We start from the raw sequence: 11878 nt of genomic DNA, 5'->3' as shown, positions 1-11878 counted from the left end.
CCTATGAGACCAACTCGACCTCCGCCGCGCTCATGATGAAAACGTCGCTTATCCGGCGCAGCCGGCTATCGTTCTAGCCCTCAGTCATCTTAATGAGAGGCCTCAGAAATGTCAGCGATCGCCTCGCCTACGCTCCACTTATCATCAGGGTTAAGGAGCGTAGTAACCGCTGTGTCTACCGTGGTATGCACCTCAAACTTAGGTTTATCCTTTGCCTCTAGATCCGTATAAAAAATATATTCTACGTTCGTAAAGATCCTCGATAGGCGCGGCGCTTGAATTCCCTGACCAAACAGATTAAACCTCAGCCCTTCATTCTCTGAGATTCGCATCACTGCAAAAATGCCCTGCTTCTCGAGAGATTCAATCGTAATCCCAGGGGTGTAATCAAACTCTCCCCTGCAGAGCATTTTGGGCTCTCGTGGACTGATCACTGGCCCGTCGAGCAGCTTATTGTACTTTCTCAGAATCTGGTAAATATCAGGGCTCATCTCTGTATTGACCATCACAATGGGCGCATCGCAGTTCGCAGCAACCTTCCGCGCTAACTCAAGGTAGTGAATCATCCAGTAAATCTGCGAGTGAAACTCCTCAGTGCCCTCAGCAGCGCGCGAGTCGTAAGGCACGAGCTGGTTATTTATGTCGAGTTCGAATACCAACCGACCAGTAGAGAGGAGCTTTGCTGCCTTGACCAACCGTGAGAAACGTGGAAATTCCAGAACATTCTTTCCACGCCAAGCATCGGGGGAAACCGAGATATCGAACCTAGTGTCTTTCCCGTCATGTGAGCAGTGACCCCGGATAGTCACGAGTCCTTCTAACGCTGCACCTTCAAACACCGTACGCAAGGTGCCAGAGGTGTAGTAGAACGTGAAGGTATCTACGAGCGTCTCACTTCCGTCTTCGGTTCGAACATACAGGGTACTGGGCAATTCGTGTTTAGGCGCCCCCATTGTTAGCGTACCCTTTTGGCTCCCCAGAGCCTTTCCATGCAGCTCTTCAATCAGCCTTGATCCCTCCAACCTGAAGTGATCACTCGGAATCACAAGCTCCCGGCCTTCCTTCAAGAGCGCTTTTTCACCTGCCAGGTAGCCTTCGATCTTGTCCGTCCCTTCGACGATCAGCTGGATACTCACCCCATCCGCTACAGGCTGAATGAAGTACTCGAAGCGATCGCCAATCTTGTTCACTTCGACGCTGAAGCGCGGATCCAGGTTCGCGAGACTCAGCTCGTGCCCTCTCATCAACTCGGCTACAGGTGCGTTCACAGGGTCGGCGGACATGTTCGAGAACCGCTGCAGTAAGGCAATCGAGCCTTCGTCCACCGCGCCCCTGACTTCCTTCTCCGTGAAGCTTTTCTGGTTGAGCTGCGCATTCGCTCTGATCTCAGCAGCGCGCTTCCATTCCTGGAGCTCCTCGACGCTGTAATTGCTTCGGTCTGCATCGATGAGCCGCGAGTGGGTCTGGCACATCCAGATTCCATTGTCGAAGTGCTTACGCTCATCTGAGGTCTGCTCAGGGTCATACCGGGGCCCTAGCGGTGCTGCAGCCTTGATATGACACGCAACCCCTAGGTTCACAACTCCATCACCCGAGGCGTTGGCACCGTGGGTGTGCACGAAGCAGCCAGGAAAAGCGCATACGTTTCCAGCGCTATCCCGCAGGCGCTGAACGGTGGTGCCAGTGAAGTCGTCGCGAATTCGCGCCGCGCGCGGCTGCTTTTCTGATTGTGGCTTGCTCATGCACTTCCCTGGGTAGCAGAAAACGAACGCGCAAATGATGCTAGGAAATCACCCGGATTGCGATGGTTTGACTGGAGGCAAAATTTGAGATGGTTTGGTGCCGCTTCGATTCGTATGGGGCCAGCAAAGCCCTGAGGGGTAGGCGCTAGAGGACTTTAGCTTCCGGGGGTGCAGCCAGAGCCAACAATTGGGAATCGCACACGCTTCCTGCGCCGTCACGCGACGTTGCGCAGCACCGAGAATAAAGATGTCGCGAATTCGCGCACCGCGCGGCTGACCTTCTGATCTTGGCTTATAGGCCTGCCTGAGCGCACGTAGAGCTAGATGCTGAATGAGCGTAGAAAAAGACGGCTTGGCGTCGTTTCGACCCATGGAGGGCCAATGCAGCCTCGGAGGCCGGCTCGGAGAGGATTTGGGAGCGTTGTTACTCTTCGCCTGGCCCCATCGCGGATGGGGCTGGCTTACTGACTTACTTTTCTTACTGACTTACATTCTTGCGGACTTACTAGGTCTTACTGGGACTTACTTAAAGACCTCACAGTTATTCCCCAATACTCCACTTCGAAGTAATTGGATAACGACGATCTCTACCAAACCCTCTCTCAGTTACACGCGGGCCAACTGCAGCTTGACGTCGCTTATACTCATTGAGGTCAACGAGCCTAATAACCTTGTACACAACCTCTTTATCGAAGCCTTCTTCAATGATGGCGTCCGCTGAATAGTCATGCTCAACATAAAGGCGCAAGATCTCATCCAAAACTGGATACGGCGGGAGCGAGTCTTCGTCCTTCTGATCAGGTGCAAGCTCTGCTGATGGCGGACGATCAATCACGCGCTGTGGAATTACGTACCCAAGCGTGTTCCTATACTCGCTCAACTTGAATACAAGTGTCTTCGGAACATCTTTCAGGACATCGAAGCCACCGGCCATATCACCATATAGCGTCGCATACCCAACCGCCATCTCACTCTTGTTACCAGTAGTCAGTACCAAGTAGCGCTTCTTGTTGGAGATCGCCATGAGAATCACACCACGGCAACGCGCCTGCAAGTTCTCTTCGGTGGTATCTTTAGCCAGCCCTTCAAACTCAGACGCAAGAGTAGCGAGGAACGCTTCAACCATAGGCTGAATTGGCATCACGCTATATTTCACGCCGAGCAAATCAGCTTCTTCTTTCGCGTCGTCCTGACTCATCTGTGCGGTGTAGTGATACGGCATCATCACCGCTTCAACATTTTCAACACCTAGAGCATCAACTGCAACAGCCAAACTCAAAGCCGAATCGATACCTCCAGACAGACCAAGTACGACACCTTTAAAACCATTGCGTTGTACATAGTCTCTAACACCTGTTACCAGTGCTTGATAAACACTAGCCTCGATGCTCAGCAATTCCGACTTCTCAGCTGAAATCGGTGTAACTTTCTTGCCATCGACTTCAAAGTCTACAGTATGCAGACCTTCTTCAAAGGCTGGAGCTCGCTGAGTAACCTTCCCGCCTCCGTCAACTACAAAGCTATTCCCATCGAACACAAGCTCGTCTTGGCCGCCAACTTGGTTGACATAAACCATTGGGATCGAGCACTCACTCGCTCTTTCAGCCAACAGTTCTTCACGCTCAACCTGTTTACCTCTATGGAACGGCGAGGCATTCAGAGTCAGCATAAGCTGCGCGCCGGCACTGCAAGCTTGACCAAGAGGTTCTGGGAACCAGATATCTTCGCAAATACCCAGCGCAATCTTTACACCGAAAAGCTCAACTACGCACGGCTCATTACCAGGCACGAAGTAGCGCTTCTCATCGAACACTCGATAGTTTGGAAGCTGCTGCTTGTAGTAGCGAGCAACTTCCTTACCATCCGCGAATATCCCGCAGCTATTATAGCGACGACTTTGAAGCTCTTCGTGGCCAGAACCTTCCTCAACCCATGGGAAGCCCACCACGATCGCAATACCTTGCGCAGCGCTCTTAACTTGCTCTAAAGCTTTTTCAATCCGATGCTGCATGCTAGTTCGCAACAGCAAATCTTCTGGCGGATAGCCACAGAGAGTTAGTTCGGGGAAAACAATAACTTGGGCATGGAGTTCATCACGGGCTTTCTTCGCCGCTTCAATGACCTTTTCAACATTACCTTGAATATCCCCTACTCGGATATTCAGCTGAGCCATTACCACTCTCAAATTCTGCATGGTTCCTCCTATGCCTTGAGCGGGATTGCAAGATGCAGCGCTGGGCCGGATGGATGAGGTGGCGACCTGGATGGGATTTGGGCTTCGGGAGGGAAGCTCCATGGTGGCCATTTACCTGGAGGCGGGAGCGGCATCCTGCGATATTCCTCCCCATTATGCCCTATCCTCTCCACCCGATTTGAGCAGGCAGCATGAGCACCTCAAAAAAAATTTACACTTTTTTGGGGTTGTGCAGTTGTGGTTTTTGCACAGCTATCTACCCTATATATAAGCCTTATAGAGATGTGGATTGTGCACTTTATAGGGGGGCAGAAGGCCTTGGGCTTCTTTACCAAGTTTGGTGATGGTGCCTGCGACCTGGCGCCGCTGAGCGGGCTGGTGAAGAACCAGGTACGGGCCATTGCGCGCAGCTTTGGTGCGCCGGAGTCACTGGTGGAGAAGGTGCCGACTGCAGACCTTGAGGACCTGGCACCGGGCAAGCCGGACGAAGCGTCCCATGGCGTGACCTACCAGCAGATCGATGCCTTCCTGCATGGTCAGCCGGTTGATCAGGCGGCATTCGACATCATCGTTGCCACCTACCGCAAGACCCAGCACAAGCGCGAACTGCCGTTCGCCCCTTGAAGCTAAGGGGCCGCCTTGCGGCCCCTTACCCGCTTACTTGACGACGACCTTGCCCTTCATCATCGAGATGTGGCCCGGGAAGGTGCAGAAGAAGCTGTAGTCACCACCGGCTTCCAGCTTGGTAGCGTCGAACTTCACTTCGGTTTCTTTCTCAGGCGCACCGATCATCTTGGTGTGAGCGATGATCGCGGCGTTGTCAGCCTTGATGTAGTCCTTGTCCAGGCCCTGGCTCATGCCTTCGGTAGCAATGCCCTGCATGTCGGCAGTCTTGCTGATCACCAGGTTGTGGCCCATCACGTTTTTCGGCAGGTTGCCCGAGTGGGTCAGTTTGACGGTGAATTCCTTGCAGCTCTTGTCGACGGTGATTTCCTTGGTGTTGAAGGACATCTGGTCGGTCGAGTCGACAGTTACCGAGCACTCGGCGGCGAAGACAGAGGCGCTGGCGAGGGTCAGCAGGGATACCGCTACAGCTTTCGCAAACATCATGAATCTCCTTGGCAGGGTTTTATCAATTGCGAGACTGCCTGAAACCGTTCAGCCCCTTGCTGATATGGGTCAAGGGGGTGTCAAGAGGCCAGCCAGTAGAATTGTTCAATGGATTGTATACAACCAATCTAAGGGCACATCATGCCCTTTTATTAGACGATGGGACAACCTCTCATTTAGGAGCAATACCAAATGCCCATCTCTGCCTTCATCAATAGCCTGCTCGCCGCCTATGCCCACGGGGCTACCGGCGCCATCTGCGAATTCTCCCGCCCGGAATGAACGCGGCCTTGGAAGCAACGGGCATGCGCCGTACCCTGTGCACCTGAGTGACAGGAGATGAGCAATGCCCGTACGTTCCGTTTGTGTGTTCTGTGGTGCCAGCATTGGCGCCAACCCTGCTTACCGTGAAGCTGCCGTCGCGCTCGGCCAGGCCATTGCCCGCCGTGGCCTGACCCTGGTGTATGGCGGCGGCGCCGTGGGCCTAATGGGCGTGGTGGCCGACGCGGCCATGGCAGCAGGTGGCGAAGTGGTCGGCATCATCCCGCAAAGCCTGCTGGACGCTGAAGTCGGCCACAAAGGCCTGACGCGCCTGGAAGTGGTCGATGGCATGCACGCGCGCAAGGCACGCATGGCCGAGCTGAGCGATGCCTTCATCGCCCTGCCGGGTGGGCTGGGTACGCTGGAAGAGTTGTTCGAGGTTTGGACCTGGGGGCAACTGGGCTATCACGCCAAGCCGCTGGGGCTGCTCGATGTGAACGGCTTCTACGACAAGCTGGGCGGGTTCCTCGACCATATCGTCGAAGAAGGCTTTGTGCGGCCGCAACATCGGGCAATGTTGTTGCTGGCGCAGCAGCCGGATGCGCTGCTGGACGGGATGGACAGCTTTGTTGCGCCAGTGGCGCCAAAGTGGGTCGACAAGCAGCCTGATTGAAGCTGAGATTTTTGGGACCGCTTTGCAGCCCCAAAAATCGATCAGTTAACGCGGAATGACTGGCTGGCGCGGCTTCTTGTTGCCCTTGCCACCCTTGGCCGCTTCCTTGCGCTCTTTGGCCGCCTTCTCGTTACGTGCAAACGCCTCGGCCTTGGCCTTCTCGCGCTTGTCCCACGGCTTGCTGCCATCGCTGGCACGCGGTGGCAGGCCGGTGTGCTGGGTCAGGATCTTCTGATCCTTGCCCACCTTGTGGCTGCCCGCCGGCGTCGAGTTCTTGCGGCGTGCGCTCTGGTAGGTATCGGTCTGCGGCTGGTGCAGCGGGATCAGCTGGTGCTTGCCCGGGCCAATCAGGTCGGCACGGCCCATACGCTGCAGTGCTTCACGCAGCATCGGCCAGCCTTTCGGGTCGTGGTAGCGCAAGAACGCCTTGTGCAGGCGGCGCTGCTCGTCGCTCTTGACGATCTCCACCCCTTCGCTCTTGTAGGTCACCTTGCGCAGCGGGTTCTTGCCCGAGTGGTACATGGCCGTGGCCGAAGCCATCGGCGACGGGTAGAACGCCTGTACCTGGTCGGCGCGGAAGCCGTTGCCCTTCAGCCACAGGGCCAGGTTCATCATGTCTTCGTCAGTGGTGCCCGGGTGCGCGGCGATGAAGTACGGAATCAGGTACTGTTCCTTGCCCGCCTCTTTCGAGAACTTCTCGAACATGCGCTTGAAGCGGTCGTAGGTGCCGATGCCCGGCTTCATCATCTTGTCCAGCGGGCCACGCTCGGTGTGCTCCGGGGCAATCTTCAGGTAACCGCCCACATGGTGGGTGACCAGCTCCTTCACGTACTCCGGCGACTCAACGGCCAGGTCGTAACGCAGGCCCGAGGCGATCAGGATCTTCTTCACACCCGGCAAGGCACGGGCCTTGCGGTACAGCTCGATCAACGAGCTGTGGTCGGTGTTGAGGTTTTCGCAGATGCCGGGGAACACGCACGACGGCTTGCGACAGTGCTTCTCGATGTCGTGGCTCTTGCAGGCGATGCGGTACATGTTGGCGGTCGGGCCGCCAAGGTCGGAGACCACGCCGGTGAAGCCCGGCACCTTGTCGCGCATCTCTTCGATCTCGTTCAGGATCGACTCGTGCGAGCGGTTCTGGATGATGCGGCCTTCGTGCTCGGTGATCGAGCAGAAGGTGCAGCCACCGAAGCAGCCACGCATGATGTTTACCGAGAAACGGATCATCTCGTAGGCCGGGATGCGCTCCTTGCCATAGGCCGGGTGCGGCACACGGGCGTACGGCATGCCAAACACGTAGTCCATTTCTTCGGTGCTCATGGGGATGGGCGGCGGGTTGAACCACACATCCACTTCGCCATGCTTCTGCACGAGGGCGCGGGCGTTGCCCGGGTTGGTCTCCAGGTGCAGCACGCGGTTGGCGTGGGCGTAGAGAACCGGGTCGTTACGCACCTTTTCGAACGACGGCAGGCGGATCACCGATTTTTCACGGGTCACGCTCGGGCTGTCGAGGATCTGCACCACTTTGGCTTCGTTCGGGTCTTCCTGGTCGCCCTTGGCCTGCTCGATCGCGCAGGCCTGGGTGTCCTGGGTGTTCACGTACGGGTTGATGATCTTGTCCACGCGACCAGGGCGGTCGATGCGGGTCGAGTCGATCTCGTACCAGCCTTGCGGGGTATCACGGCGCACGAAGGCCGTGCCGCGCACGTCAGTGATGCTCTCGATCTTCTCGCCGTTGGACAGGCGCTGGGCCACTTCGACCACCGCACGCTCGGCGTTGCCGAACAGCAGGATGTCGGCACTGGCGTCGATCAGGATCGAGTGGCGGACCTTGTCCTGCCAGTAGTCGTAGTGGGCGATGCGGCGCAGCGACGCCTCGATGCCGCCGAGTACGATCGGCACATGCTTGTAGGCTTCCTTGCAGCGCTGGCTGTACACCAGGCTGGCGCGGTCCGGACGGCTGCCGGCCAGGCCACCAGGGGTGTAGGCATCGTCCGAACGCATCTTCTTGTCTGCGGTGTAGCGGTTGATCATCGAGTCCATGTTGCCGGCGGCCACACCGAAGAACAGGTTCGGCTCGCCGAGCTTCATGAAGTCGTCTTTCGACTGCCAGTTCGGCTGGGCAATGATGCCCACGCGGAAGCCCTGGGCCTCCAGCAGGCGGCCGATGATGGCCATGCCGAACGACGGATGGTCGACGTAGGCATCACCGGTCACGATGATGATGTCGCAGGAATCCCAGCCGAGCAGATCCATCTCCTCCCTGCTCATCGGCAGGAAAGGTGCTGGCCCGAAGCATTCGGCCCAGTACTTGGGATAGTCGTAGAGTGGTTTGGCTGCTTGCATGTCAGTGACCGGTTCTGGTGTGCAGGGAAATCGCGGGCGCGGAATATAGCACAAATTTTGACCAAATCCGACTGTCTTCGTGGGGATTGGTGGGGTGGGCGATGATTGGATGTGGGCTGCCAGGTGCCTGGCTTGAGGTTTGCGGTGGGGCATATATCGATCTCATAGGCGCTGAATTCGTTGCGGGCACGCCCGCTCCCTCTACCGGATACATTTCCAAACTCTTGTCAGGCAGACAACCAGCCGAACCTGTTGAAAGATACGACCCTCCAGCACCACTCCGTTCCAGGCCCTCTCCAGCCAATCAGGCCCGGCATCCACTTTCTGTATAACGGGCGCGAGGCATATGCATATCTATCCAGGCATCTTCGCAGCCCTGAGCGCGACATTGGTACTGAAAATCGCAACCGTCGTACCAGCCCTGATCCTGGCTGACATCATCGACAACCTGTCCACTCAGCCTCGTCTTCCCTGTTTCTGCTCGGTGCCTTCGCAAGTCTGATCGCACTGCAAGCCTCGCTGACCCCTTTGCAAGCCTGGTGCCTTGCGCGCCTCTGCCAGGAACGCGTGAAACAACTCTCTATCCGCTGGTGTCGAGCATTGCTGGACAAACGCTTCGAAGCCTATGGACAACTCCATGGCGGAACGCTGGTAAAGGTACTGGATAGAGGGATAACGGCACAGGAGCGATGGCTGGGCTTTCTGATTGGCTCGGCATGGCCGGTACTGGCAGAAGCTGCAGTGTTGATTACGCTCTTCGCCTACTTGGATGCTACTTCGGTACTGATCGGCCTCGTACCCTTGAGCCTGGCATATCTGTGGGCCAATGATCGTCTGGTGCGCTGGCGTCGGCGACATATCGAAGCAGTCAACTCACGAGAAGACGAACTGGCGGAACAATGGGTGGATACCTTCGCCAGCGCATCAACGGTCAAGCTGGAGAGGGCCGAAGATGCAGCAATGAGTCCCGTCCACCAGACACTCTCGGGCTATGCCGACTCAGCGGTACGGGTTGCCCACAGTGGCGGATGGCTCCAGGGCCTGCGTACGTTGTTCATTGGCCTGGGCAGTGGCGGATTGCTCATGTGGGGCATCCATGATCAATCTCAGGCAACACCGCACCTGAGCCTAGGCGAGCTTGTTGCGCTATTCACGCTGGTGAGTGGACTGCTCACAGGCGTTGCACAACTGGCGGAAGCCTGGCGATTGCTCGATCAGTTCCGGCTCGACAAACGCAAACTCGAACACTGGTTGCAACTTCCGGTGTTCGGCCCGACAGAATCCATAAAGGCAGAGCCCTCAGATGAAAACGCATGGCTTTGCATTACCCCCTGCCAACTCAGCGCCCGAAACGCGCTGCAACTGCTGATCGATGAGCCTTTGGTAATTCGTGCAGGAGAACGGGTTGCGCTGGTTGGGCCCAGCGGGTGCGGCAAGTCCACACTTCTGCATGCGCTGGCAGGAACGGTATTCCAGTTGCGCAGGCATGTTCACTTGCACGGCAGGTGCCTATCTGCACTCGACGGGCGTGAGCAGTTCAATAGTTTACGACTCTGCCCTCAGGATGCGCACTTCATACCCGGTTCGATGCCCCGGGCGGTATTGTTCGAGCATGCTCATGATCGCGCTCAAATCGAACGATGGCTTGAGTGCCTGGGGCTAAGCAAAGACTGGTACGAGCTTGAACTGGACGCACGCGCAGAATCCATTTCGGGTGGAGAAGCACGCAGGCTGACGTTGCTACGCTTGCTTAACCGGCCCGGCGAATTCAATTTCTTTGACGAGCCCACAGCTGGGCTTGATGCCGGATCGTCAGAGCGCACCTGGGACCTGTTATTCGAAACATTCCAAGGGAAGGGATTGATCTGCGTGACGCATGATCAGAGCGCGTTGTCGCGGTTTGACCGGGTTATCACCCTGAGCGAGGGGCGCATCGTCAGTCAAGCAAGAACGAAGATCGCTCAGAACGCTGAGCCAGCAGGCGCACCGCACACCCTGTGGGAGCGGCTTTAGCCGCGAACACTGGCATAGCCGGTGCCATCCTCCGCGATGGATTCTTCGCGGCTGAAGCCGCTCCCACAGAGTTCCTGTTAAGCCGGTAGATATTCGCAGCCTAATTAAACCGCGCTTTATTCATCATCATCGAAGTTGTACATACCCGGCGCGAGGTTCTCGAAGCGGGTGTACTTGCCGATGAACGCCAGGCGCACAAAGCCGATGGGGCCGTTACGCTGCTTACCGATGATGATTTCCGCCACGCCCTTGTGCTCGGTCTCGGGGTGGTACACCTCGTCGCGGTACACGAACATGATCACGTCGGCGTCCTGCTCGATAGCACCGGATTCACGCAAGTCGGAGTTCACCGGGCGTTTGTTCGGGCGCTGTTCCAGGGAGCGGTTCAGCTGCGACAAGGCGATGACCGGGCAGTTGAATTCCTTGGCCAGGGCCTTGAGCGAGCGGGAGATTTCGGAAATTTCGTTTGTCCGGTTGTCGCCAGCCGACCCCGGAATCTGCATCAACTGCAGGTAGTCGACCATGATCATGGCGATTTCGCCGTGCTCACGGGCCAGCCGACGGGTACGGGCGCGCATTTCCGAGGGGCTGATGCCAGCGGTATCGTCGATGAACAGCTTGCGGTCGTTGAGCAGGTTCACCGCCGAGGTCAGGCGCGGCCAGTCATCGTCGTCCAGCTGACCGGAACGCACCTTGGTCTGGTCGATACGGCCCAGCGACGAAAGCATACGCATGATCAGCGATTCGCCTGGCATCTCGAGGGAGAACACCAGCACTGCCTTGTCGGTACGCAGCACGGCGTTTTCAACCAGGTTCATGGCGAAGGTGGTCTTACCCATCGACGGACGGCCCGCGACGATGATCAGGTCGGCAGCCTGCAAGCCACTGGTTTTTTCATCCAGGTCGGTAAAGCCGGTGGACACGCCAGTGATATCGCTGTCGGAGTTGAACAGCGTATCGATGCGGTCGATGGCCATGGTCAACAGCTCGTTGACGCCTACCGGGCCACCGGTTTTCGGCCGCGCCTCGGCGATCTGGAAGATCTGCCGTTCGGCATCGTCGAGGATTTCTTCGGCGTTACGCCCCTGCGGGTTGAAGGCGTTGTCGGCGATGTCGGTACTGATGCTGATCAGTTGGCGCAATGTGGCCCGCTCGCGAATGATCGCGGCATAGGCCTTGATGTTGGCCACCGACGGGGTGTTCTTGGCCAGCTCGGCCAGGTACGCCAGGCCGCCGATTTGCGAAGAGAGGCCTTCTTTATCCAGCTGCTCGTGCAGGGTTACCACGTCGAATGGCTGGTTGGCGTCGGCCAACTTGTGCACGGCACGGAAGATCAGGCGGTGGTCATGCCGGTAGAAGTCGCCATCCGACACCTGATCCAGCACTCGCTCCCAGGCGTTATTGTCCAGCATCAGGCCACCGAGCACGGCCTGTTCGGCCTCGATGGAATGCGGCGGCACCTTCAGGGCTGCGGTTTGCAGGTCTAGCTGTTCGGAGTTGGTGATCTCGTTCATGGCCACGAAAGAATTCTGGAGGATG

7 protein-coding genes and 1 pseudogene are annotated in these 11878 nt (G+C 57.2%); 3 read left to right on the top strand and 5 right to left on the bottom strand.

All coding sequences use genetic code 11. The features are described 5' to 3' along the window. Window positions 1-89: 89 nt before the first annotated feature. The gene (locus APH36_RS22535) at window positions 90-1742 is read right to left on the bottom strand and encodes a hypothetical protein (protein ID WP_060500407.1); all 1653 of its coding nucleotides are present in this window, start codon (window positions 1740-1742) and stop codon (window positions 90-92) included. Between the two features lie 541 nt (window positions 1743-2283). Beyond that, entirely contained in the window at window positions 2284-3936 is a 1653-nt protein-coding gene (locus tag APH36_RS22530; protein ID WP_060500405.1) for an NAD+ synthase, read from the bottom strand. Between the two features lie 309 nt (window positions 3937-4245). On the opposite strand from APH36_RS22530, the pseudogene nadE reads away from it, so the two are divergent. Beyond that, window positions 4246-4560, top strand: a pseudogene (gene nadE / locus APH36_RS22520) (NAD(+) synthase); the annotation flags it as partial. 33 nt (window positions 4561-4593) lie between these two features. On the opposite strand, the gene azu reads toward nadE, so the two are convergent. Further along, window positions 4594-5043 (bottom strand): azurin, encoded by a 450-nt coding sequence (gene azu / locus APH36_RS22515; RefSeq protein ID WP_025752457.1) that lies wholly within the window; start codon window positions 5041-5043, stop codon window positions 4594-4596. A 349-nt stretch (window positions 5044-5392) separates the two neighbouring features. Between azu and APH36_RS22510 the strand changes: the two genes are divergently transcribed. After that, the gene (locus tag APH36_RS22510) at window positions 5393-5980 is read left to right on the top strand and encodes a TIGR00730 family Rossman fold protein (protein ID WP_060500400.1); all 588 of its coding nucleotides are present in this window, start codon (window positions 5393-5395) and stop codon (window positions 5978-5980) included. A 45-nt stretch (window positions 5981-6025) separates the two neighbouring features. Here APH36_RS22510 and APH36_RS22505 read toward each other — a convergent pair whose 3' ends face one another. Continuing rightward, complete coding sequence (locus APH36_RS22505; RefSeq protein ID WP_025752453.1) at window positions 6026-8326, bottom strand: YgiQ family radical SAM protein; 2301 nt, start codon at window positions 8324-8326, stop codon at window positions 6026-6028. 528 nt (window positions 8327-8854) lie between these two features. Here APH36_RS22505 and APH36_RS22500 point away from each other — a divergent pair. Beyond that, on the top strand, window positions 8855-10339 hold the full coding sequence (locus tag APH36_RS22500; RefSeq protein WP_374754803.1) for an ATP-binding cassette domain-containing protein: 1485 nt from the start codon (window positions 8855-8857) through the stop codon (window positions 10337-10339). A 116-nt stretch (window positions 10340-10455) separates the two neighbouring features. Here APH36_RS22500 and dnaB read toward each other — a convergent pair whose 3' ends face one another. Further along, window positions 10456-11853, bottom strand: coding sequence for a replicative DNA helicase (gene dnaB / locus APH36_RS22495; RefSeq protein ID WP_060500398.1), 1398 nt, complete (start codon window positions 11851-11853; stop codon window positions 10456-10458). Between the last annotated feature and the right edge of the window lie 25 nt (window positions 11854-11878).

The sequence above is a fragment of the Pseudomonas sp. NBRC 111133 genome, from assembly GCF_001320605.1.
In the GTDB taxonomy this organism is placed as follows: Bacteria; Pseudomonadota; Gammaproteobacteria; order Pseudomonadales; family Pseudomonadaceae; genus Aquipseudomonas; species Aquipseudomonas monteilii.
This window is presented reverse-complemented; position numbering and strand designations above follow the sequence as displayed.

What these genes read in the sequence shown, in the direction of transcription:
- APH36_RS22535 (WP_060500407.1), bottom strand. Translation starts at nt 1,742, where the DNA reads ATGAGCAAGCCACAATCAGAAAAGCAGCCGCGCGCGGCGCGAATTCGC.
- dnaB (WP_060500398.1), bottom strand. Translation starts at nt 11,853, where the DNA reads ATGAACGAGATCACCAACTCCGAACAGCTAGACCTGCAAACCGCAGCC.
- azu (WP_025752457.1), bottom strand. Translation starts at nt 5,043, where the DNA reads ATGTTTGCGAAAGCTGTAGCGGTATCCCTGCTGACCCTCGCCAGCGCC.
- APH36_RS22505 (WP_025752453.1), bottom strand. Translation starts at nt 8,326, where the DNA reads ATGCAAGCAGCCAAACCACTCTACGACTATCCCAAGTACTGGGCCGAA.
- APH36_RS22510 (WP_060500400.1), top strand. Translation starts at nt 5,393, where the DNA reads ATGCCCGTACGTTCCGTTTGTGTGTTCTGTGGTGCCAGCATTGGCGCC.
- APH36_RS22530 (WP_060500405.1), bottom strand. Translation starts at nt 3,936, where the DNA reads ATGCAGAATTTGAGAGTGGTAATGGCTCAGCTGAATATCCGAGTAGGG.